We start from the raw sequence: 23,916 nt of genomic DNA, 5'->3' as shown, positions 1-23,916 counted from the left end.
GTTGTGAAAGAGACGCAGTTTAGGCAAATGGTAAAGAGCGGCCAGCTTGAGGATTTAACTGATGTTTATAATAAATATGCTTCGCCCACCATTAAAGGCATCGTTGAAACAACGAATGGGCTCGCACTCAAATCAGTTACAGTAGATGGGAAAATGTATGCCTTGCCAAATGTAACACCGGAATCAGATATGGTCCATTACATGTGGATCCGCAAGGATTGGTTAGATAAGCTAGGTCTAGAGCCGCCAAAAACGATAGATGATCTGGAAAAGGTGGCTAAGGCTTTTGTGGAACAGGATCCCGACGGTAATGGAAAGGCAGATACGGTCGCTATCTCGGGCCCGCAATTGGGAGGAACTATCAATGCGGATTTTATGAATCCGAATAATAACAATTATGGGTTTGATCCCGTGTTCGCTTCTTTTCATTCCTATCCTGGATTTTGGGTGAAGGATTCTGAGGGGAAAACAACGTATGGTTCTATTCAGCCAGAAACGAAGCAAGCGCTTTCTAAACTGCGTGATTTTTATGCAAAGGGTTTAATTGACAAGGAAATGAGTATTCGTAAGAATGCTCAGGAATTGATCAAGAATGGAACCGCAGGCATTTATTTTGGTGTATGGTGGTCAGGCGGGTACGGCCCGTTAGCGGATGCGATCAAGAACAACCCAGAAGCAAACTGGCAGGCTTATGCTGTACCTCTTGATAGTAAGGGTGAATTCACTCCACATATGGGTAACCCGTCGAATCAATATCTTGTTGTCCGCAAGGGCTACGAGCATCCTGAAGCAGCAATTAAAATGCAAAATCTTTTGTATCGCGACGAATCAAAATTCGATGTGAATGTTGCGATTAGCAATTATCCATTGCRTTTGGTTTATGCTTCGATGGATGTAATGGATGTTACCTATAATATGTTAAAAGAGGTTTTAGCAGGTACGAAACAACCGGAAGAGCTAGATCTTCCCGGATATAATTTATTAAAGGCTGATGCTGAAAATATCAAAAAAGTTAAATTAGAACCTTACGACAATTATGATATTCAATATTGGAATCCGAATGCGGATATAGGCGTATGGAAACGAATGTATTCTACATTTGTAGGTATATCGCCATTGCAGCAGCCGTATAAGAAAACTTATAGCGTTACCTATTCACAGACAAAAACGATGGAAAGAAAATGGGCTGCATTAGATAAATTGGAAAAAGAAACATTCCTCAAAATTATTATGGGTGCTGCGCCATTAGATTCATTTGATCAGTTTGTACTCGATTGGAAGAAGCAAGGCGGAGATCAGATTCTAGCAGAAGTAGACGAAATTGCAAAACAGTAAAATCCCTAGAGGCGTCAGTGAAATCTGTCGCCTTTCTTTAAAAATATAAGAATTTATAAATTTGTTAGCTTATAAAGGATTAAGAAGTCTTATATTTCTCGGAATGAAACGCACTGCGCCGCCAACTGACGGCAACAGCCGTTTCACCTTGATCAAGTGAGAATGGAAGTGATTCACAATATGAAAACCAAGGGTTATGCCAAGCATTACTATCTCATGCTCCTACCCGGATTTATTTGGTTGGCTCTTTTCAGTATCGTTCCTATGTTTGGGATTGTTATCGCTTTTCAGGATTTTAATCCTGGCTTGGGTATTTTTCATTCTGAGTGGATTGGTTTGGAAAATTTCAAGTATATGTTTACGCTTAATGATAGTAAAACGATATTTTTTAATACCATTTTCATTGCTGTGATGAAAATTGTAGCGAATTTGATCGTACCGCTGACTTTTGCCTTGTTGTTGAATGAATTGCGCGTAACCATCTTGAAAAGATGGATTCAGACGATTGTTTATTTGCCCCATTTTTTATCTTGGGTTATTCTTTCTGGTATTCTTCTGGATATTTTTTCTTTTAATGGACCGATTAACGCTATTATGTCTGTATTCGGCATAAGTCCTACTTTATTTTTTGCCAGAGCGGATTTGTTCCCCTTTATCATTGTTGGAAGCGATGTCTGGAAAGAGTTTGGCTTTAATACGATTATTTTTTTGGCGGCATTGACGGGAATCAATCCCTCTTTATATGAAGCAGCTGCGATCGATGGTGCCTCGCGCTTGCAGCGTTTGAGAAATATCACACTGCCTGGCATGATTACAACGGTTATTTTGCTCACTGTGCTAAGTCTTGGAAATGTCTTAAATGCGGGATTCGACCAAATCTTTAACCTTTATAATCCTCTTGTTTATTCTAGCGGGGATATCATTGACACCTGGGTATATCGAACGGGGTTGTTGAATTTGCAGTATGGATTAGCAACGGCAATGGGGCTGTTAAAATCTGTTATCAGCTTTACTTTAATTGCGACTTCCTATTTCTTGGCTGCTAAGTTTGCAAATTATCGTATTTTTTAAACGTACGAACCGAATTTCACGACGACATGTTTAATATAAAGGAGCATTACTATGGTTATAGAAAAAACATTTGGCTCCAAGGCATTTGATGTTTTGCTTGTCGTGCTTCTGGGTGGTATTGCACTGTTGTGTGTACTTCCCTTATGGTACACGCTTGTAATCTCGTTAAGTGAGAATGCAGCGGCTTCCGCAGGTCAGGTTGGATTRTGGCCGGTGGGGTTTAATTTCGGTGCCTATCAAGAAATTATGGGGGACAGCAAGTTKTTTAATTCGTTTTGGATTTCAATTCAGCGTGTTGCATTAGGAGCAAGTCTTAATTTTGTCATCATCCTTCTATTAGGTTATCCCTTATCCAAAAATACCAAAGATTTGCCTCTTCGTAATGTATTCATGTGGATTTTGGTTTTCACTATGCTGTTTAACGGCGGCCTGATTCCTTGGTATCAAACGATTAAATCACTCGGCTTGATCAATAATATTTGGGCGCTTGTGCTAGGGCAAAGCGTACCGGTATTTAATGTTATTCTCGTCATAAACTATTTTCGCAATCTGCCTAAGGAGATAGAAGAGGCGGCGTTAGTGGATGGAGCAGGGCCGTGGCAAATGCTTATTAAAATTTTCACTCCTCTGGCTGTTCCGGTGCTTGCGACAGTTACTTTATTCAGTATTGTCTATCATTGGAACGAATTTTTTAACGGTCTTGTTCTCATGTCCAATGCCGATCATTATCCGCTGCAAACCTACATCCAACAATTGGTCGTCATCATTGATGCGCAAACGATGACTGCAGAACAAATTCAAAAGATGAGTGAACTTTCTAATCAGACCTTAAACGCAGCCAAAATCTTTATTGCGATGATACCTGTTTTAATTATTTATCCGTTTTTGCAAAGATTTTTTATTAGTGGGATTACGTTAGGATCTGTAAAGGAATAACCAATAGTCTTGTAAGCTGATTTTTCATCTGCTATCGTTTTCATACTAATGGCACTTCACATTTGAGTATATATGTCATGCAGATCAATAATTGGACAAAGGAGATAAAAATTATGTTGCCATCACTCACATTTCTTAAACGTCAATTGGAAGGAATTCTACGCAATAAATTCGAGCAGGGTCATCAAACATCGGGTTATTTAGCCAAGCTGGAACAGCTTCCCGAAAGTTATGACGCCTATCTGGACTTCGCCCATAGTTTGGCTGCCATTCCAATGAGGGATAATTGGACTTACTATGAGCCAAACGATTTAGAGGAGATATGGCAGGAGTGTGATCCGACAAGGCCTCTCGGTCAGGTCGGAATCCTGAATTTAAAGGACAGTTCTAAGCGGGTAGAGGCGGCTTTTCTAGCTTCCGTATGCGGCTCAATGCTGGGCAAGCCTATTGAGGTAAACCCCAGCCTTTCGGAATTGCATCAAGCGCTTGCATCGGTAGGGGAATGGCCGCTGAACGATTATATTTCTGATGAAATGCTAGATGCGTTGGGCCGTCGTCATTGGTCTTGGTATGAGACGGCTCGTGGGGAAATTCGTTACGTGGCACCTGATGACGATATCAATTACACAATAATGGGAATGATGGTGCTAGAGCAATTCGGCGAAGGCTTTACAAAAAGAAATATAAGAGATTTATGGATAAATCATCTTCCGATAAGTACAACTTGGGGTCCGGAGAGAGCCATCCTACTACGATCTGGGTTTAGCTATTTGGAGCATGATAGGGAAATATTCAATCAGGCTGAAATAGAAGCTTGGCCTGACTTCTTGGTACAGGACACGGAACTATGCGGAGCAGCGATTCGCGCAGATGCTTACGGCTATGCCTGCCCCGGTCAACCAGCTCTTGCTGCCGAGCTGGCATGGCGGGATGCAAGCTTTACACACCGTCGTACCGGTATCTACGCTACCATGTTCATTGCTGCTGCGATTGCTGTCGCACATGTGCTTCGCGATCCGATTGAAATTATAAGTACTGCACTGCAATTCGTACCTAGAAGGAGCCGATTCTATGAGGCTGCTCAGGATTGCCTACAGATGGTTGCAAATGCAGATAACTGGCTGGAAGCCTATGAGCGTATTAACCATAAGTATGCGAATTATTCCCACTGTCAGGTTTATCAGGAAATAGGGACCTTAATTAATACGTTTCGATTCGCAGAAAATGTCGGCGATGGGATATGCAAGCAGGTGATGCAAGGCAACGATACGGACAGCTTTGGGGCAACAGCTGGGTCTTTGCTAGGTGTTTATTTTGGTTCTAATAGCTTAGAAACAAGATGGCTTGAGCCTTTTGAGGATCGGATTCATACGGGGTTATCTTATTTTCATGAGCAAAAGCTTTCCCGTTTGACTGAACGGATGGGGCGTTTGCCAGAGCTGCTGCATACCGGCCAACATCGGATTCAACCAAGTGAGCTTTATGTGTACGAAAACACGGATATGAATAGGTTGTAGCTGCTGAAAGAATCCTAAAATGATTTGAGGTGTGTCCTTGTGGCAAACATACTTGTAATAGGCAGTATTAATATGGATGTAGTAAATCATGTGTTGAAACATCCTCTTCCTGGTGAAACGATTAAGAGCTTGAAAACGGATTATAATCCTGGAGGAAAGGGAGCAAATCAGGCAGCAGCAGCAGCACTAGCTGGCGCTCAGGTTATATTCATTGGAGCTGTTGGAAATGACCCATTCGCTTCGCAGTTATTGTCTGCAATCCGTGGGATTGGAGTCCAGTCTGATTTTGTGTTTAATAAAGATGGGAACTCGGGGCTAGCTTCAATTACAGTAGATGCATCAGGAGAAAATCATATTATTCTTACTGAGGGAGCTAACGGGTTGTTAACGGTAAATGATATAAAAGATTCTCTAGAGTTGTTTGATTCTGCCGATATTGTGATGCTTCAAAACGAAATAAATTGGGAAACTACGAGATATGTGATGGAAGAGTCACATAGACGGGGAGTCAGTGTTTATTTTAATCCCGCCCCGGCAGTACAAATACCGATGGATATATTTCATTTCATTGATGTGTTAATTCTGAATGAATCTGAAGCCGAAACCTTAACTGGAATTGCCGTATCTAATAATATTCAAGCCATTCAAGCATCTGCAAAATTAAGAGATGAAGGAGTTGGTAAAGTCGTACTGACATTAGGAAATAAAGGCTCATTGTTTAYGGATAGTAACGATGCGGTTACGCATGTCCCAGCCTTCGACGTACGAGCCGCTGATACGACAGCAGCTGGGGATACCTTCATAGGAGTATTGGCTGCAACGACTGGTTCGAAGGATATTTCGGAAGAGACTCTGCGATTTGCTTCTGCTGCTGCGGCAATTAAGGTTACAAGAAAGGGTGCTCTAGCTAGTATTCCGAATAAATTGGAAATCGAGGAATTCTTAAGAGCAGCAAGTTCTCATAAGTAATTATTTTATATTTTATAAAATCATCGCTGCGTTCATTGTCTAAACAATTGCACAAAACGATGATATAGATGAATTTTTATTTGCTTGGAGTGATTACCGACAGAGTCATAAAAATCATTCGATCCATTCAATCTTTTGGCGCAATTACCGTACCTCGTTATTGTATTTTTCAATAAGGCAATCGAACAAATTATATTTATCTAGTTGTTCGACTCATCATTCAAAACGTATAGTTGGTGTATGAAGCTGGTTGTTCTTTAAGCTAATAGACTGATTAAGAACGACTTAGCAAAACATACCGCTCTATACTACAAGGTCATTGCGTATGGACGACGTGATCTGTATGTTCCCATGTCAGCACGTCAATTGATTAAGGAAGCTTACAAATCTATACACAACAACAGTAGTGAATATTCTGTATTAAAGGGAGCTCCCTCTGTCCGGAAAATAGAAAACCCGATCGAGTAAGATCGGGTTGTTTGTCTCTGTATTATGCATGATAGCTCTTCAAATCAGGGTTAAGAAGCACTATCCTCTTAACTCATACAAACTTCCGACTCGTCTTCTTCCCATCACAGCTGAACACTACACTATCTTCTTTTCCTCAACAAGAGTCTCCAGGTGAACGTTTTCCCCCAAAACTGAACGACATGTGGCAGCGTACGCTCCACATACTTCAGATGGAGCTCCATACCCTCATATTCATGAATAAGATAAAGCTCACCGACACGATTAAAATCGCCATCCTTAACCATCAAGCAAGGAAACCCGCCGTTTACTTTTGAATAAACAAGCTGATCGCGAATTTTCTTCCACGACTTATCGGTAATTTTCTACTCAGGGCCTTTTTTCTCGAAAATGTACAGATCAAGATCATTAACTAGATCCTTTGTCAGGTAGTTGCGGATGAACGAAATATCGATGGCTTCACGACAGAGGAGTTTAGCTTAGCGAATTCAATCGTTTCATCGTTAGTCAGATTAAGTTCGCGTATGATCCGCTGATGCGGCGGCAACTGTTCGATCCGGATCTAGATTCCACAAGTCATCACAAGAGGAGGAAGGGATATTCCATTCCGAGCGCTTGCTGTCCTTTTGCACCAGTTAATGATTCGAACTGCATAGGTCATGTTTTAACTTTACAAATGTTTATAGTTGCATGCGATTAGATATAACAAATCTCAGTTAAAGTAAACATACTTTGTCGAAAGGGGATTTGTTTTAAATGAGTAGAGTACGAAAAAAAATGTCAAGGTGGATAACGGCAATGCTGGTATTGCTGGTAGCTGCCACTGGAATTGTAAAGCCTATGCCGGCTCAAGCAGCTCCACCCGCGGCCATTCCGTCGCAAATCACACTGGCTATAGGCGGAGGCGCAGCCGATGGTAAAACGGCTATGGCTTTCAACTGGGTTGCGGACGCGACGGTAAACACATCAGAAATTGTTTACGGCACTTCTCCTGACTTGGCCGGCGGTACAACAAAAAGCGCCGAAGTTGCCACAGTCAATGCTTCAACTGTGACTGGCAGCGTTCCGGACAACAAGCTGGTTAACGTTAAAGAGGTACGTACATATCGTGTAGTTGTTCAGGATCTGACACCAGAAGCCAAATACTATTACAAAGTAGGAAACACAACCAACGGTTATTCCGCGGTCTCCAGCTTTACTGCGCCTGCAGATCCTGCGGCTAGGAAACCGTTTTCTTTTTTGATCACTCCTGATACGCAGGGAACATCCCCAAGCACGTATCAAAACACCGCCGACTTGTACGATTATATCAAGGCGAACCATCCGGATGCCGCATTTCTCGTCCATAATGGCGATGTAGTAGAGGATGCGAGTTTTTCAGACCACTGGCAGTATTTCTTTGATGCCGCTCAAAACCTTTCTAGTACGATGCCGATCATGGCTACCCCTGGTAATCATGACAATTCAATCTATGACAAAGATTCCATTCAGTATACAAACAGATTTAATTATACAACTCTGAAGAGACCAAGCGGTCTGTCTGCGGCTGCTGCTGGAACTGTGTATTCCTTTGAATATGGAGACGCTTTGTTCATCTCTCTTAATTCGTTTGGTCTGAATTCCAGTGATGATGCCGTACAATGGAAATTCTTGGATGAAGAGACGGCAGCATCGACCAAAAAGTGGAAGGTCGTAAATCTTCATGCTTCGCCTTATGACCCGGGCTCAAGCCACTATGCAGTGGACAATGTAATCGGTAAAAAGTTTACCGATGCCGGCATCGATCTGGTTCTCGCCGGTCACGAGCATGCCTATGCCAGAACCACATTAAAGACAATCTCAACTGCGGCAGGAACAGGAAGCATTCAAAAAGCGAAGTTTGGCGAAGCACCGACCTATGTCATAGGTGGATCGGTGTACAACTATGCGTACAGCTTGAATGCTACCAAAGACACTTCATGGAACGACTTCTTCTATGACCTTCGTATCAACAAAACAAGTCCAGGTGGCGGATCCATCTATTCACCAGGTGTATATAGCAGAGCTGAGGTTACAAGCAATTCAATCATTTATAAAACGTATTATAAAGCGACAGGCTCTGACAAGCCTTTCCGAGTCATCGATGAATTCACCATTACCAAATCGGGGAACGAGATCTCCCAGCCAACAGGCGGCGGCAAAGTGCCTGCCTCGGTGACATTTATGTTCGACAACTTCAATGAGAATACACGCAAGACGGTGAAAGACAAGTACATTGCCCGCTTTAACTGGGTAACTCCAGTAACAACAAAGTCGACGCAGCTCTTTTATGCGAAAAAATCCGACTTTGACAGCAACGGCGGCAAGTTCACGGATTTTGTTTTGGGAACCAATTTCACAGTAGATTTGAGGAGCAATATTGAGAATTTGAAGTATACAGGCGCAGGGACGCAATACTCAGTCGACCCGGTCCAAAGCCATAAAGCACAAACGGCTGTCCTCGAGCCGGGGACGGAGTATGTGTACAGCGTAGGTGACGGCGTTCAAAATGTGACGAGCGTTACAGCGCCTGCCAGCTTCATGACACCTGCCAGCAACATCGATACTTTTAACTTCAACTGGATTTCCGATGCCCAAGCAAACGATACCAGAGGTTATGCAGCAACGCTCGATAGTTATAATAAAATGAGTAAAAAGGCGCTGACGCAAGCCTTTACAGATTTTCCGGATGCTGCGTTTGTCCTGAGCTCGGGCGATCAGGTCAACTTTGGTTTCGACACATGGGAATGGGATGCATTCTTTGAGGCCAATCAGGATTTGTTCTCGAAAGTGCCGCTTTACATGGCGACGGGCAATCATGAGTTCGATGGAGCGGGCAACAGCTGGGCCAACAACAGCTGGACTCCTGTGGACCCTACGCTGCAGAACTTTTTGGGCCGCCACAATCCGCCTAAAAATGGCGCATCCTTTTACGGTGGCGGCGAAGGCACGGAACGAATGGTTTCGGGTATGACGAAATTACAACTCGAATCCAGCAACTATTATTTTGTACATGGCGACACGCTGTTCTTGGTGATGGATTATCAGGATCAGAGCACCGCTGCGCAGATCAAAGCACAGCAAGACTGGATGAAAGCTGTCGTGAAACAAAATCCGACCAAATGGCGCGTTGGAATGTTTCACAAAACGTTGTTCGGATATCGGATGGCCTCTCCTGTAGCCTCCTGGACGAACGCTTTTGATGAAGCGGGAATTGATGTGGTGTTGATGGGACATGACCATATTTATGCCCGCACCAAGCTTCTCGCAAGCGGCAAAGTCGTTGCAGAGTACGGCGACGGGACAACCTATCTAACGAATTACTCTGCAAATAATGACAACCGTGGATCGTTATACAAAGAAAATCCTGCCATTGCGTACGTCGATATTAGAGAAGTCGGACGGGGATTTGCCAATATTTCGATTTCGCCTGATCAAATTAGAGTGACAAGCAAAGGTTTCGATAAAAACGATGAACTGCAAACCGGGGATGTTGACGTGCTGGTTACCAATAAACCACGTACTTATGATTTGAATGCCTGGAATTATCCAGCGGTTCCGCAGGAAGTCGATGAATTTACGATCACGAATATTGCCGTCAACGGGTTTGCCAAAGAAGGGCAAACATTGAATGCCTCGATTACGCCGGCGAGCGCTACTGCATCCTTCAAATGGGAAATCTCGAAGGACGGTACGTCTTGGACGACTATCGCAGGAGCAACAGCTGCTAATTACGCGATCAAAGCGGCGGACGTAGGTTCATATTTGCGAGCTGTTGCAACGGGAACAGGTTTTTATAACGGAGTTGTTACCAGCACAGCCACAGGCAAGGTCACTCCGCTTGCCGGCAGCGGCTCAGCAAAAATAAAAATCAAAACAGCAAACGATCTGGTTGCACTGTCACAGAAATTTGGCACGCCTGAATATCCGTTTGACGGGAATTACGAACTGTCGGCGGATATTGATATGACAGATGTTACGTTTACATCGATCGGCAGAGACACGGTTCCAAAACAATTTATTGGGACATTTAACKGAAAAGGTTATATCATTCGCAATCTCAAAATTTCGTCCACTGACACTAGCACGGGCTTCTTCGCTTATATCGGAACTGGTGGCAGAGTAGTAAATCTAAATTTGGCGAATGTAGACATAACCGGTATGAATAGAACTGGAATTATTGCAGGGGTATCCAGCGGTACGATTGAGAACAGCTATGTGGACGGCAAAGTAACCGGTACCGGTTATACAGGCGGTATAGCAGGGCTGCTTTATGCGGGCATATTGCAAAACACGGTCATGAACGCAGATGTTAGCGGGACCACAGCAGGCGGCTTAATAGGAGGCACCAATTATAACGGTTCTGGTTGGTCGCTTATTCAACAAACAGTTGGAAATGTAATTTTAAATAACGATGTGAGAGGTAAGGTTGCAAGAATAGGTGCAACTCAATATACCGGTGGTATCGTCGGTGATATGGGTGGCGGTTCGGGCAGCGTGCTTCAGACCCTTAATGGCAATACATTCTCATCTGAAATTATTGGAAATCCTACGAAGCTGCTCGCAGGCTATTGGTCAGGCAGCAGGCCGATCGTTGAATCCAATCAAGTGAACTACTATGACAGCGCAAAGTTAAACACAAGCGGCATACCTTCGGAAACCGTCTCTGCTTTTGTAGCGAAGTCGGCAGCTGATTTTGCACAGCAAGCAACTTACGTGGCTTTGGGTTGGGACTTTACGAGCATTTGGAAATGGGATGCCACGAATAACGCACCCGTGCCTCGCGTTCTTGATCTTGGCGGGGGCTCGGATAATATAACAATCAAAACTTCAAGCGATTTGGTTGCATTGTCGCAGAATTTCGGTACGCCTGAATATCCGTATGATGGGAATTACGAGTTGTCGGCGGATATTGATATGAAGGATGTGGAGTTTGCCGCGATCGGCGGAAAAGACACATCAAAGCCATTTATAGGCACGTTCAACGGAAAAAGATATACGATAAGCAATCTCAAAATTTCAACGACAAACAGCAGTACAGGTTTCTTTGCCTACATCGGCAATGGAGGCAAAGTCGTAAATCTGAAATTGGTGAATGTCGATATTACCGGTGGCAATAGCACAGGTGCTATTGCAGGAACTTCCATGGGTACGATTGAAAACAGCTATGTGAGTGGTAAAGTCACCGGTGGAAGCATTACTGGCGGTATTGTAGGTACGCTCCATGCAGCCACTTTGCTAAATTCCTTCGTATCTGCAGATGTGAGTGGAACAACAGTTGGAGGCTTGATTGGCGGTACAGGTTGGAACAGTGCAGGTTCGCCTATTCCCGTTCGATATGAGACTTCGCCAACCGTCATTCTGAATAACTATGTGGGTGGAACGTTTAATAAGCTTGGCACATATTCCGGTGCAATGGTTGGTGATATGGGCGGTTCTGCTGGAAATCTGCTCCAAACCTTAAATGGCAATGTGGTAGCCAATGCAATTAATGGACCTGCTCCTGGTCCAATCGCAGGGTATTGGTCCAGCAGCAGGCCAATCGTGGACTCCAATAAAGTCAATTACTATGACGGAGCGCGTTTAAGCACTAGTGGGTTGCCTTCAGTGATTATCCCAGCATTTGCTTCAAAGTCGGCTGCTGATTTTGCGCAGCAAGCAACCTTCGAAGCCTTGGGATGGGACTTTACGAACGTATGGTATTGGGATGAAACGAACAGCATTCCCGTGCCTCGAGTGCTTAATCTTGGTGAGGAAGAAGAAGGAACAATCTCTGCTCTAACTGTTACCGGTGGAACGGTTGAAGTAGACGGTGCTGCCGCAGGAAGTTCTGCACAGGTTGAGGAAGGCTCGACGGTTATAGTAACTGCGGCTGTTCCAAACGGACAACGCTTTGTAAAATGGAGTGCGGCAGGGCTTGCATATGGAAGCAACACAACAAATCCACTGACATTTACGATGCCGGCAAACCCGGTTTCATTGACGGCTGAATTCGAAATTGAACCGATGACGAACGCGGATTTGAGTGATCTTACAGTGGACGGCACGACAATAAGTGGATTTAATGCGAATACGCTGAGTTACACGCTGAATGTGCCGAACATAAAAACTTCCGTGACGGTAGCAGCAACCGGGTCCGACTCGAAGGCAACTGTCGCTATCGCAGGAGGCAGCAACCTGGTTGTTGGAGACAACACGATAACGGTTACTGTAACGGCGGAAGACGGAGAAACAACGAAGGTCTATACGGTTATCGCAAAGCGCGGGGCAGCGGAGCTGTCTTCCAATGCCGAACTGAGCGATTTGAAAGTGGACGGCACGACAATAAACGGATTTGACGCCAATACGTTGAACTACACGTTGAATGTGCCGAATGGTCAAACTTCCGTGACGGTAGCGGCAACTGGGTCCGACTCGAAGGCAACTGTCGCTGTCGCAGGCGGCAACAGCCTGATTGTCGGTGACAATGCCGTAACGGTAACCGTAACGGCAGAAGACGGAGCGACGAAGAAAGTATACACGATTACCGTACAACGCGCCGCTGCCACGACAGGCGGAGGAGGAACGACCGCACCTGCAACTGACAGCAAACAAACACTGCCTGCGGGCACAGGTGGGACGGCCCAGTTTGAAAAAAATGCCGTCACCATCGTGGTTCCAGCCGGAGCATCGGAGAAGCAATTGACGATTACGGTGGAGAAGGTGATCCAAACCTCGCAGCTCGTAACGAACAAGGACATTCTACTTAGCCCGGTCTATGAAATTCTGAAAAACTTTACAGAAAACTTCTTGAAACCGATCACGATCACGATAACGTTCGATTCGGCAACAGTCGGAGCGAATCAGATCGCTTCTCTCTTCTATTACGATGAGGTGAAGAAGGTTTGGGTGGAAATCGGAGGGACGGTAAGCGGCAATCGGATTACGGCGGAAGTCGATCACTTCACGAAGTTCGCTGTATTCGCCGTAGCGAAGAAAGAGCCTGAAGAAAACACAGGTGCAGGCGCAACGTTCAGCGATGTAACAGGCCACTGGGCGGAAGCAAGCATCAAGAAAGCGGCTGCGAAGGGCATCGTCGACGGTTATGCTGACGGAACATTCAGGCCGAACGGCGAGATAACGCGCGCCCAATTCGCGGTGATGCTGGCCCGTGCTCTGAAGCTGGAAGGCAATGGAGCAGTACTGGCGTTTACCGATAAGGAACGCATCGGCGACTGGGCGAAGCAAGGCATCGCACAGGCCGTGAAAGCTGGCATCGTGAACGGGTATAGCGATGGTAGCTTCAGGCCGAACGCGAAGATCAGCCGCGCCGAGATGGTGACGATGATTGCTAATGCGCAGGGTCTGACCGCAAAAGCCAATGCGGCAACTGCGTTCGCGGATCATGCCGACATTCCGGCATGGGCGAAAGCGGCAGTATCAGCAACGGTTGAGAAAGGTATCGTTCAGGGCATCGGTGGAAATAAATTTGCGCCGAACCAAACGGCAACGAGAGCACAAGCAGCAGTCATCCTGCTTAGAGCGCTCGAGATATCCAGCAATTAAAGCTTTATCCCTCTTTAAAGCCAGGCCCCCGTTAAATTAGCCGGGGGCCTGAATTTTATAACAGCACCGGACGGTTTCCGAGAGAGACATTCACAAAACTGAGAAAGCATTTGTCGCAGCGTTGCTTATTACCAGTTAATTACTCAAACTGCATAAGTCATATAACTAAAAAATAAGGAAGGGGCTGTCTCAAAAGTMATAGTTGACTTAGGGACACCTAAGACTGAAGCGAACGCCAATCGGTACGCGTTCCCATTACAATTATGAGCGAATACATACTCAATGGTTATGAGCTGATTTAAGGTGGTTATTTGAATTGACTGAAAAACAAGAGAATCGGGGCGGAACCCGAATAGGTGCTGGACGAAAAAAAGGAATTAATAAACGCAAACGGCAAATCTCATTGTTTCTGACTGATCAACAGTGGGAAGCACTAGAGATGGAAGCTGAAGCAGAAAACAGCAGACTTGGAACCTTCATGAATAAGAGGGCAGAAGCTTATGCTAATGAACTTATCGATAAGTTAGAGTTAGAAAATCATAATGAATTAAATAAAAATAGCGAGTAGACCAAGTTGGTTTACTCGCTATTTTTGTATAAACAATATCAAATTGTTTACTTTTTGATTTTATAGGTGCTATTAAACAAAAAATATTCAATGAGGTCATCAAGAATTGGCTCTTTTTTACTGCAGCAACAGACAGGCCAGTGATTCCATGAGAAACAAATTGAACTATTTTAATTATAAGGATTGTGAAAAATGAAATTAAAAAGCATTATTTAATGTTTTTTTTGAATTGTTTTAATTCAGTTAATAAATGGTCTAACTGTTTTTGCGATGTTTCTAACTGTTTTAAATGTTTATTTTGGCTTTGAGAACTCTTGTTACTGGATTTCACTAATGCTTCTAGGGCAAGACCAGCAGCGATTGCTGTTATACTATCTCCTAATGTCGTGATGGATGCTCCAATAAATGCAAGTTTAGCAACCTGAATATCTGTTGTATCAGATGTTCCATTTAATTCGCTTTTATTGTTGTTCATAGTCATTCTCTCCCTGCGTAGATCAAAAGTTAAAGGATTCCTTAATACTCACAACATATGCAATTAATGTGGGAAGAGGTACCTAGTTTGATTTAACTCGATGAATAGTTGATGTACATGGGCTGACTAGATTAGCTTGTTACCCTGGCAATGTAATCACTCTATTTATTGCCTTAAAGAGGTAAGGAGTTACTACTTTGATTCAAGCATCAGCGTAATTACGGAGAAACTTGACAAGGAGCAAGTGGAATATGGGATTGTATGTTAGATACCAAACCATGTAAAAAGAAAAGCAGAAATAGGAATCGGCTTCTGATAAATTAATTAGTGGTGATTCATAAAATACAAAAACCAAACTGCATGATTTTGTTCATCTGCTGCAGCTTGTGTAAACAAATCTTTAATAACAGGATTATCAGTTTTTCTTGCTATCTCATGATAAAAATCAACAGTTTCTTGCTCAGCATTAAATGCTACAGATACTCCTTTTTGAAAATCTGTTTGGCATTCCTCTGTTCTTTCTGGAATTGGTTGTTTTCCAGTTAACCATGTGTATATTTGCGAAAACATGTTAAAATGTCTAATTTCATCATTTCTTATTTCGAGTATTTTATTTTTAATATCAGCGGTTGGAGCTTGATTTGCCAGTTGTTCATAGCAGTAAATGGCAGAATATTCTCCATTTAAAGATTTTGATAATTCTCCAATACCAATAAACATCATATCTTCAGAAGGATTTTGTGTCTGATTTAACGCAAGAAAATGTTTTTCAACTTCATTTAAGTGTTTGCGGTATTCGCCGCCATAGTAGAGATGCAATGGATGGTCCATATATTCATATTTATCAGCAAGCATTTTGTAAGTTGAAGCCAGTTTCAAATGATATTGCCATGCTAATCTATTACTTATTCTATTCAAAAGATTCACTCCTTAAAATTAGGCTCAAACCCATCATATGCAGTTACCTATTAGTGGGAGTGGGCTTTCTCAATAGGAACATCACTGAATATTGAGGAACGTAGGAGGGGAAGTATTTGCAAAGACAGATGAAACAATCCAGTTGGAATGATGGATTCACACGGCGACGAAAATAGTATTTCTTCCCTTCAAACAGGTGATCGGAATTAGAAGACTGTCTAGAAAGTCTGATTGCCTTTTTTTGGAGGGTCTTTTCGTTTTATAGGTGGTGAAATGCTATTACTGCGCGGTGAAGACAAGCGCTTTATCTTTGCAACGAATAATCGATTTATCTTCGAAGATTAGAAAATTTTCTCAATTGGCTTCGTACGCATACCCCCACAATCGACATTATAAATCCGAAACTAGTTTATTAACGAAAGTGAAGGGAGCGGCTCATGAAACAATCGAAAGCGGTAACGCTTATAAGCCGGATCTACCAAAACCAACATCCGTTATTTGATTCCGAGGAGACAGCTAAAGCAGCAATTGACGATATCGATATTTTCCAAGTCGCTCCCCAAGTTTATTATTTATTGAAGAGCAGCGGCTTATTGGAGGCCGTGCCTTCCGAGCACCGAAGCAGGATTAAATCGGGCGTGGATGCTGTTTTGTTTCAAAACATGCTGATCCGCTCCGAGATGTACAAGCTTCTTGATGCGTTTGAGCGTTCAGGAATTCAAGTGATCGTGCTGAAAGGCATTCGTTTGTCTGAACGTTTTTTTGGACATTTTTCGGGCAGGGGAACATCCGATATCGATCTGCTTGTACGTCCAGAAGATTTGGATAAGGCGGTTGCCCTATTGGAGCGCCATGAGTTTATCCGGTATATAGAAGACGATGCGGATCATTTCCATATGCTGTTGAATAAATTTTATGCGAATGAGGATTTCCCGCTGCTCGGGGTGGAGCTGCATTGGAATATTTTGCGCGAACATGTCTCGGATACGGATATGAGCTGCTTTTGGATGGATGCAGAACCGATTTCTCCCTATCAATTGGTGAAGGAGCTTTCGGCCAAGGACACCTTTTACTACCTATGCCTTCATGGCTATAACCATAATATGTTATCACTGAAGTACGTTATCGATATTTTGCACGTCCTGAGATGCTGCAGCGCAGAAATAGACTATGGCCAGCTCTTTGCACAGGCAAAGAGCGATGGGAACTATGCCAAAGTACTTATTGCGCTGACAATTGTCTATGACTTGTTTCCCGAGCTGCATGAAACCAAGCCGCTAAACGTACGGAGACGCTGGCCGCTTTGGAATATCGAACTGATGCGAAATGCCCAATTCGGGATCAGAAACTGGCGATTTTATGGCTTCCATCTGTTTTCTGCCTTCGTCGCCTACGATTCGGTTAAACAACAGTGGGCGCATCTGCGTTATTTACTGCTGCCGCCAAGAGATTATGCCTTAGACCTATTAAAGTATGCCAATAGATCAGATGTCCCGGATTCGAATGAGCCGATGAGCAAAATCTATGCCAAAATCTATAAGAGAAGACTACAATTTTGGATTCGAACCATTCGTGCCAAACAAAAGAAGAATTAAATCGAATATTCTTGTTTTATATATACAAAAAGCAGGTATTAATACATTTTATCATAGTATTATTTTACTAAATTTCATAAATATCATTGACTATCACTATAATATGACATAAATTCCTTGAAAGGAGGTGAATGAAATGAAAAAATATGAAGCTCCTAAAGTACTTACGCAGCATACTGTCGAATTTGGAACAGCGAGACCAAGCGATAAAGTCGGTGGCTACGAATGGTGCCAAAAACGTAATTTTAAACCTATGTTTTGCAGGCATTATATTGGAGGCTAACTAGAAAGCAATGATAGATTTTATCTGAGAAGCGGAGCTAACGATCGAGTTTGCTCCCTTTTTATTCTCAGGAATAACTTCTGAAGAACGGGCGGCGCATAATGACGTACACATTGCATACACAGGTCGGCAGGAGTTCGATCGATTTTCAAATTCAAACTACCTTTTTATATGATGAATTGACAGCGCGTTTTCGTTCCTTTAATGCAAGTGGAAATCTTGAAGCGCCTGACATTCAGGTGGAGGTCTACGACTTTTACGGGAAACCTTTCGACGACGGTCCTGTCGAGATTCAAGAGAACGGCGGCGAATATATCTATATCCGTGCGGACTATAAGCTGGTGACAACACCTGATTACAGTCAGGCAAAAATTTATGTTCACGATGACCTTGCACTCAAGCACGCCTTAATCAATCTCTACAGCGCCTGGCTGATCTATCGGCGCGCAGGGCTGCTCATCCATTCGTCATGCGTGGTGGAGGATGACCGCGCTTGGATGTTCGCCGGGCCATCGGGAGCAGGCAAGTCGACGGTAGCTGATCTTTCCGTTCCCCGTCCTATTCTTTCCGATGAGGCTACGCTCCTATTGTTTGAACCGGATGGTTCGATTACAATCCACGATTCCCCATTTCGGAGCGAAATGGAAGAAGCATGCGAGCTTCCAAGCAGTCCCTTGGCAGGCATTCATTTTCTGATCCAATCGCAGGATGTAAGGCGGGTAGATATCCGCAAAGGCGACGCGCTGATTTCTTTGCTGGATAAGGTTTTTTATTGGGAGCATAACAAGCTGGAAACGGCAAAGATGATTGCACTTTGCAAGCAGGCAGCAGAAGGCGTACCGGCTTATGAGCTATATTTTCAGAAAAACGATACCTTTTGGGGAGTGATATCATGACGATAATGGTAAACCAAACACTGCTGCGACGGGAAAATATCGAGACGGCTGAGCTGGATGGCGAGTGGCTGCTGCTGAACATCGACACCCACGCCATCACGAAAGTGAACGAGCTTGGAGGTTATATTTGGTCGATTCTTCCCGAATTTCCAACTGTCGCAGAGCTGGCCGAAAAAGTACATACCGAATATGGCGTTGAGATGGAAGTTGTCCTCGATGACGTTCAGGCGTTTATTGAAATGCTGATTGAGGCCGGACTGCTAATAAATGCATGATTTGACGCCAATTATGTCAGCAGTAATCCAGCGAACCGGAAAGATCGAGCTGCCCTCTGCGGGTATCAGCATGTATCCCTTGATCAAGGAAGGAAACGTAAGCACTTTCTTGTCCGTGCAACGGGAAAAACTGAAAATTGGCGATATCTGTTTATTTGTTACGGACCAAGGTGCGTTGATCGGACACCGGCTGTACGCCGTAAAGCAGGACGGGTCAAAGGAATTATTTATCTTCAAGGGAGATACATGCTATGAGCCGGATGATCCCGTACCGTTCACTAGCATTCTGGGTCGATGGTCCGGCGTTCGCCGTAACAACCATTTTCAAGCTGCGAATCATTGGAGATCCAGGCTGCTTGCTTTACTGGCTTTGCGTGTACCAAAATGGCACAAAGTGATTCGATGGTGCGCAGTAAGAAACGAGCGTTATATGTAACTGCCGGAGAGTGACATTAAAAAAGGAGTATTTTAAATTGAAAACGGAGAATGCGAAGCGGGAAGCTGGTAAACCTGTTAACGGCGTCGCAGTCGAACAACAGGATACGGAGAATCCATGGCTCCGTATAAGGGCAGATGTGGATTTCAAACTACGACGATTTTGGCATTACGAAGTTGTTTTCAAGACTTTAACCATGGAAATGGTGGACGGGCAAGAGAAAACCATCATGACCTTCCATAAGAATAACATGATCGATGTATCCGTTCGCGAGGCTTTTGGCGGAGCATCGTTTTTTATTATAACCGGTGATGGCGAGATAGAAGCTGCGAGATTCTCGCTTCCGTACATTGAACCTTTCCGACAGGCTGTTCCCGCGATAAGGAACTGGCTGGCGGAAAGGGACGAAACTGGAGGTCTAGCCCTCCCAGCTCTAGAAGAAAGTACGGAAACGTATAGATGCTCAAAATGCGACAAAACCGTCTCTCCCGGTACAAGCAAGTGTTTAAACTGCAGCAGCAAATGGTCCATGCTGCGCAGGTTGGCGGCTTATTGTACCCCGTACCGAAGCCCCATGCTGGTAAGCGCGCTGCTGCTTGTTTTATCCGTAATTATTGAAGTGATCCCACCCTATTTGATCAAAATGATTGTGGATGAAGTGGCCAAACCGTCTGGAAGCTTGAACGTGCTTTTTGCATTGGCAAGCGGTTTGGCCCTTGTACAGGTGTTATCTGCTGCGATGCAAGTCATTCGAAGCTACCTTGGCGTTCGAATAGGCGGGAAACTGGTAGGGGCGATCCGCCGGGATATGTTCGGCGCTTTGATGAAGCTTTCGATGCGCTTCTTCGATCAACGCCAGGTCTCTCAATTTATCGGCCGTATCCAGGATGACACCGATGAATTAAAAGAATTTTTGACAAACGGCATGGTGTATCTAGTCACGCAGATGCTGCTCGCCGTAGGTATCCTGTTTATGCTATTCCATCTGAATTGGCAGCTGGCAGCGATGATTCTGATCCCGACCCCATTCTTGTTTGCCGGATTCTATTGGCTGTGGAAGAGGCTGAGCTCACTTTGGTATTCGCAATGGCAATCTGCTTTGCATGTCAACAATGTGATTGGCGAAGCGCTACAAGGCATTCGAGTCATTAAAGCCTTTGCGCAGGAAAATGCCGAGAAAAACCGTTTTGACAAGGTGAATAATCATTGGATCAATCGTACGATTTCCTTCGGTAATCTTTGGCTTGGCGTATCTCCGATTTTTACGGTACTGACGGCTGTGTTCGGCATCGCTGTTTGGTATTTGGGAGGACGATCGGTCATGTCCGGCACCATGTCTATTGGAACATTGAGCGCCTTTACGACCTATTTGCTCATGTTCTTCGGGCCTGTTCAAGCCTCCGGACAGCTATTAAGCTGGCTTAACCGCTCGCTTGGCTCGGCCGAACGGATTCTCGAAATCATCGATGCCAAGGTTGATGTCCCTGATAAGCAGGACGCGGTAGAGCTTTCTTCCGTTTCAGGCGAGATCCGCTTTCATGGTGTACGTTACGGGTATGAAGTGGAACGACCGGTGCTAAAAGATATTAACCTCACTATACGTCCCGGTGAAATGATCGGGCTGATTGGCCGCTCCGGTGCAGGGAAAACGACTCTCATAAACATGATTTGCCGATTTTATGACCCGAATGCTGGAAGCGTTGCGCTTGACGGGCACGACTTGAGAGATATCCGGCAGGAGAGTCTCCGGAAGCATATTGGCGTCGTGCTTCAGGAAACGTTTTTGTTCGATGGTACGATTGCCGAGAACATAGCCTACGGCCGTCCGGATAGTCCGCCGGAGACCATTATCGCAGCTGCCCACGCCGCGAATGCCCACGATTTTATTTGTCGTCTGCCGGAAGGCTACGATACGCGCGTCGGGGAACGTGGACACCGTTTATCGGGCGGGGAGAAACAGCGTATCGCAATTGCGAGAGCGCTGCTGCTTGACCCTGAGATTTTGATCTTAGATGAAGCGACAGCATCTGTTGATACGGAGACGGAGCGGCTCATTCAAGAAGCGTTAAGCCGCTTAATCCTGGGAAGAACCACTATCGCGATTGCCCATCGCCTATCCACTTTACGTCATGCAGACAGGCTTGTAGTCCTCGACCAAGGCCGCATTGTTGAAATGGGGACGCATGAAGAGCTTTACGCGAAACAAATGCATTATTATCGTTTGGTCGAATCGCAAAAACAAACAGCGAAAATACCATCGGAGGTCGGATAAGATGAACCCATTATTCTTTTTAAGCCGCTCGGAGCTGAGTCAAATCCGTTTGTTCCGATCTTCTGAAGGTATTTTGCATTTGGAGCAGGAAGGTAAGGGGGTTGCCCGCGTAACACTTATTCGCAGTTTTCCGTATACAATGCCCGACAGGTTCATCTCGGTTCGCTCGGCGGAAGGGCGTGAAATTGCAATGATACAGGATGTGAAGCTTCTCGCGGAAGATAGCTTTCAGGCGGTACGAGAAGAGCTTGACCGAAATTATATGATTCCTGTCATTAAACAAATCCTGACTGTTAGAAAAAGAGGCAGCGAGTGGTATATGCAGGTCGATACGAATTATGGCCCGGCAGCATTGGTCATGGATAACCTTCATGAAAATATCCAACCCGTAACGGAAAGCCGCTGGATGGTAACGGACAATGAAGGACGCCGCTTCGAGCTGTCCGATTTGGAGCAGATGGATGCCCGAAGCCGTGAATATTGGAAGAAGCTGATCTGATTAACGGTTTGTAAAAGTCAGGAGGTATTCGTTTGGAAATCAAAGGGTCATCCTCTTATCGGATGCCAAGAATATGAGCCGATTAATGACCGCCTAAATCGCGGTTTTTTTTGTTTTATCGGTACATATTTTTTTCAAATAACAATTAATATGAAGAAAACTATAGATATTTTCATTCCACACATTCTTCGCATGAGATTACAAAGAACATATATTTAATGTGAATAGTTATTTACTCCTAATGGTTGCTGGCTATTCATGTTTGAATAGACATGTACCTGTGAGTTAGTTATTTGTGTATGCGAAATTTGGTTACAGATATTGGAGATTTGTTGTAGTTGTTGTAGTGCCATTTGATGTCCTTAAACTATTTCATAATTTTAATACAATTTTGTTTGGAACAAAATTGTCGTAGACCATCCCAATTACCCCATATACAACCTTTACAATTATTGGGTTGCTTAGGTTTGAATATTATTTCTTTAATCAATTAATTCTGACCTCCCAGATTTGTTCAGTTCCTAATTTGACCAATTTGAACCACGATTATCTGATGTTGCATTTGTTCTATAGTTGTTAGCGTTCAAAGATGTATTGTAATTATTGGTTCGATAATTTTGATAGTCATCTGTATTTAATGCACGATTAGTGTCATTAGTGACGCGATTGACATCGTAACGAAGCTCTTGTCCCGGTGTATTAGCGCTACTTTCCGCTGATACAGAAATTGAATTGAACATCATTAAACAGCTGATAAAGCCAATTAATAAAATATTTTTCATTTGATTACCTCGCTCTGTTTCGATTTTAATACAATGATATGTTTTGTAGTAAAGCTTAAATTTATACAAAAAATTAATTGTCATTAAAGGCGTGGCGGAAAATGCGTCATTGGGTTCTCACATTTCTTTTATTCTAACAATCCCAATTCCTCATACACCTTATTTGATACAACACCGTTCTGCGCCAAATGATGATCACGTTGAAAATGTTTTACAGCCGTGGTTGTATTCGAGCGAAATTTTCCATTACATATTCCATTAAAGTATCCGGAGCTCTTTAAACGAGACTGAATTAGTTGTACATCTCCTCCGACGTCACCTTCCGCCAAATCCCTCGGTTCATGATTCGGATCCCCCAATATGTGTCCATATATCGTTACTTTAGCCCCGAGTGGAATCATTTCGAATAATTCAATGACATCATTGTTGCGCATACGTATACAACCGTGACTCAAATGCTGCCCGATAGAAAACGGTTTGTTCGTGCCGTGAATGCCATAATTCCCCCAAGGGACGTTTAATCCTAGCCATCGTGGACCAAAAGAGGGACCCCAGTTTTCTCCCTTGTATATGACTTGGTATTCCCCAACAGGAGTTGGAGTGGACGGATTACCGACGGCGACGATATAAGTTTTAATTTCCTTTCCCTGTGCCCGTACTATTAATCTGTGTTGTTGAGGATAAACTTCGATAGAAAACCCTTTTTGATCAGCTACGATCGGTAGCGAAGGTTCGGCATTAGTTGTTTGAAAATTGGTTACCTCAATAGCGCTCAAAATAAGCAAAGCTATTGCAAAAACTCGAAGAAGGAGGAAAGTTATTTTTCGAATCATCTGTAGTCACCATAAAATTTATTTTCTTAGCTATTGCTGTAGCTTATCCTCTGATTTAATTTTTCATTCTGAATAATGACATTTAATCATTGCGCATTTTTTTGAATTGAGAAGTTAATTGTTAACCACTCGTTCGTAATAGCTTCTTCTTGTATGAAACGATGTTTTTAGCCAATGGTCAAATGGTGTGCCCTCATATGTATAATGTGCCGCATAAGTATGAAG

19 protein-coding genes and 1 pseudogene are annotated in these 23,916 nt (G+C 43.8%); 14 read left to right on the top strand and 6 right to left on the bottom strand.

All coding sequences use genetic code 11. From position 1 onward, the window contains the following. The 5 genes from AB4Z17_RS20745 to AB4Z17_RS20725 all read left to right on the top strand — a co-directional run. Nucleotides 1-1,335 (top strand): extracellular solute-binding protein (locus AB4Z17_RS20745; protein ID WP_441961806.1); only part of this gene is annotated, 1,335 nt, incomplete at its 5' end. 180 nt (nt 1,336-1,515) lie between these two features. After that, entirely contained in the window at nt 1,516-2,406 is an 891-nt protein-coding gene (locus AB4Z17_RS20740; RefSeq protein ID WP_441913351.1) for an ABC transporter permease, read from the top strand. 51 nt (nt 2,407-2,457) lie between these two features. Continuing rightward, nucleotides 2,458-3,342, top strand: coding sequence for a carbohydrate ABC transporter permease (locus AB4Z17_RS20735; RefSeq protein ID WP_441961805.1), 885 nt, complete (start codon nt 2,458-2,460; stop codon nt 3,340-3,342). Between the two features lie 113 nt (nt 3,343-3,455). Next, nucleotides 3,456-4,859: an ADP-ribosylglycohydrolase family protein gene (locus AB4Z17_RS20730; protein ID WP_441913349.1), complete on the top strand. Its 1,404-nt coding sequence runs from the start codon at nt 3,456-3,458 to the stop codon at nt 4,857-4,859. A 39-nt stretch (nt 4,860-4,898) separates the two neighbouring features. Then, nucleotides 4,899-5,828, top strand: a complete 930-nt coding sequence (locus AB4Z17_RS20725) for a ribokinase (protein ID WP_441961803.1) — start codon at nt 4,899-4,901, stop codon at nt 5,826-5,828. 541 nt (nt 5,829-6,369) lie between these two features. On the opposite strand, the pseudogene AB4Z17_RS20720 reads toward AB4Z17_RS20725, so the two are convergent. After that, nucleotides 6,370-6,834: pseudogene (locus AB4Z17_RS20720) on the bottom strand (SpoVR family protein); the annotation flags it as partial. A 218-nt stretch (nt 6,835-7,052) separates the two neighbouring features. Here AB4Z17_RS20720 and AB4Z17_RS20715 point away from each other — a divergent pair. Together AB4Z17_RS20715 and AB4Z17_RS20710 are read left to right on the top strand one after the other, a co-directional pair. Then, nucleotides 7,053-13,859, top strand: a complete 6,807-nt coding sequence (locus AB4Z17_RS20715) for an S-layer homology domain-containing protein (RefSeq protein WP_441961801.1) — start codon at nt 7,053-7,055, stop codon at nt 13,857-13,859. 316 nt (nt 13,860-14,175) lie between these two features. After that, nucleotides 14,176-14,427 (top strand): hypothetical protein, encoded by a 252-nt coding sequence (locus AB4Z17_RS20710; RefSeq protein WP_441913343.1) that lies wholly within the window; start codon nt 14,176-14,178, stop codon nt 14,425-14,427. A gap of 208 nt (nt 14,428-14,635) precedes the next feature. On the opposite strand, the gene AB4Z17_RS20705 is transcribed toward AB4Z17_RS20710, so the two are convergent. Both AB4Z17_RS20705 and AB4Z17_RS20700 read right to left on the bottom strand, forming a co-directional pair. Next, nucleotides 14,636-14,902 (bottom strand): translation initiation factor 2, encoded by a 267-nt coding sequence (locus tag AB4Z17_RS20705; RefSeq protein WP_441880531.1) that lies wholly within the window; start codon nt 14,900-14,902, stop codon nt 14,636-14,638. Between the two features lie 324 nt (nt 14,903-15,226). Further along, the gene (locus AB4Z17_RS20700) at nt 15,227-15,820 is read right to left on the bottom strand and encodes a ferritin-like domain-containing protein (protein WP_441913341.1); all 594 of its coding nucleotides are present in this window, start codon (nt 15,818-15,820) and stop codon (nt 15,227-15,229) included. A gap of 437 nt (nt 15,821-16,257) precedes the next feature. Between AB4Z17_RS20700 and AB4Z17_RS20695 the strand changes: the two genes are divergently transcribed. From AB4Z17_RS20695 to AB4Z17_RS20665, 7 genes are all read left to right on the top strand, one after another. Further along, the gene (locus AB4Z17_RS20695) at nt 16,258-17,415 is read left to right on the top strand and encodes a nucleotidyltransferase domain-containing protein (RefSeq protein WP_441880537.1); all 1,158 of its coding nucleotides are present in this window, start codon (nt 16,258-16,260) and stop codon (nt 17,413-17,415) included. 136 nt (nt 17,416-17,551) lie between these two features. Beyond that, nucleotides 17,552-17,698, top strand: a complete 147-nt coding sequence (locus AB4Z17_RS20690; protein WP_157265932.1) for a hypothetical protein — start codon at nt 17,552-17,554, stop codon at nt 17,696-17,698. Nucleotides 17,699-17,799: 101 nt separating this feature from the next. Beyond that, nucleotides 17,800-18,594, top strand: a complete 795-nt coding sequence (locus AB4Z17_RS20685) for a hypothetical protein (RefSeq protein ID WP_441913335.1) — start codon at nt 17,800-17,802, stop codon at nt 18,592-18,594. Next, entirely contained in the window at nt 18,591-18,869 is a 279-nt protein-coding gene (locus AB4Z17_RS20680) for a PqqD family protein (RefSeq protein ID WP_441961799.1), read from the top strand. The genes AB4Z17_RS20685 and AB4Z17_RS20680 overlap by 4 nt, the downstream gene beginning before the upstream one ends. A gap of 13 nt (nt 18,870-18,882) precedes the next feature. Further along, nucleotides 18,883-19,305, top strand: a complete 423-nt coding sequence (locus AB4Z17_RS20675) for a signal peptidase I (protein ID WP_441961797.1) — start codon at nt 18,883-18,885, stop codon at nt 19,303-19,305. Between the two features lie 37 nt (nt 19,306-19,342). Then, a complete protein-coding gene (locus AB4Z17_RS20670) occupies nt 19,343-21,577 on the top strand; it encodes an ABC transporter ATP-binding protein (RefSeq protein WP_441961795.1) in 2,235 nt (744 codons plus the stop codon). A gap of 1 nt (nt 21,578) precedes the next feature. Beyond that, the gene (locus AB4Z17_RS20665) at nt 21,579-22,076 is read left to right on the top strand and encodes a DUF1854 domain-containing protein (protein ID WP_441913330.1); all 498 of its coding nucleotides are present in this window, start codon (nt 21,579-21,581) and stop codon (nt 22,074-22,076) included. Nucleotides 22,077-22,597: 521 nt separating this feature from the next. On the opposite strand, the gene AB4Z17_RS20660 is transcribed toward AB4Z17_RS20665, so the two are convergent. The 3 genes from AB4Z17_RS20660 to AB4Z17_RS20650 form a co-directional block, all read right to left on the bottom strand. Beyond that, the gene (locus tag AB4Z17_RS20660; protein WP_441961793.1) at nt 22,598-22,942 is read right to left on the bottom strand and encodes a hypothetical protein; all 345 of its coding nucleotides are present in this window, start codon (nt 22,940-22,942) and stop codon (nt 22,598-22,600) included. 44 nt (nt 22,943-22,986) lie between these two features. Further along, nucleotides 22,987-23,691, bottom strand: coding sequence for a L,D-transpeptidase family protein (locus tag AB4Z17_RS20655; protein ID WP_441913326.1), 705 nt, complete (start codon nt 23,689-23,691; stop codon nt 22,987-22,989). Nucleotides 23,692-23,805: 114 nt separating this feature from the next. Beyond that, nucleotides 23,806-23,916, bottom strand: a 111-nt coding sequence (locus AB4Z17_RS20650; protein WP_441961808.1) for a DUF2238 domain-containing protein, incomplete at its 5' end; no start/stop codon positions are given.

Origin of the sequence: Paenibacillus sp. TAF43_2 (assembly GCF_052113545.1) — a bacterium.
In the GTDB taxonomy this organism is placed as follows: domain Bacteria; phylum Bacillota; class Bacilli; order Paenibacillales; family Paenibacillaceae; genus Pristimantibacillus.
This window is presented reverse-complemented; position numbering and strand designations above follow the sequence as displayed.

Coding starts and splice junctions, on each gene's coding strand:
- AB4Z17_RS20740 (WP_441913351.1), top strand. CDS start 1,516: ATGAAAACCAAGGGTTATGCCAAGCATTACTATCTCATGCTCCTACCC.
- AB4Z17_RS20730 (WP_441913349.1), top strand. CDS start 3,456: ATGTTGCCATCACTCACATTTCTTAAACGTCAATTGGAAGGAATTCTA.
- AB4Z17_RS20705 (WP_441880531.1), bottom strand. CDS start 14,902: ATGAACAACAATAAAAGCGAATTAAATGGAACATCTGATACAACAGAT.
- AB4Z17_RS20695 (WP_441880537.1), top strand. CDS start 16,258: ATGAAACAATCGAAAGCGGTAACGCTTATAAGCCGGATCTACCAAAAC.
- AB4Z17_RS20690 (WP_157265932.1), top strand. CDS start 17,552: ATGAAAAAATATGAAGCTCCTAAAGTACTTACGCAGCATACTGTCGAA.
- AB4Z17_RS20685 (WP_441913335.1), top strand. CDS start 17,800: ATGACGTACACATTGCATACACAGGTCGGCAGGAGTTCGATCGATTTT.
- AB4Z17_RS20680 (WP_441961799.1), top strand. CDS start 18,591: ATGACGATAATGGTAAACCAAACACTGCTGCGACGGGAAAATATCGAG.
- AB4Z17_RS20675 (WP_441961797.1), top strand. CDS start 18,883: ATGTCAGCAGTAATCCAGCGAACCGGAAAGATCGAGCTGCCCTCTGCG.
- AB4Z17_RS20665 (WP_441913330.1), top strand. CDS start 21,579: ATGAACCCATTATTCTTTTTAAGCCGCTCGGAGCTGAGTCAAATCCGT.
- AB4Z17_RS20660 (WP_441961793.1), bottom strand. CDS start 22,942: ATGACAATTAATTTTTTGTATAAATTTAAGCTTTACTACAAAACATAT.
- AB4Z17_RS20655 (WP_441913326.1), bottom strand. CDS start 23,691: ATGATTCGAAAAATAACTTTCCTCCTTCTTCGAGTTTTTGCAATAGCT.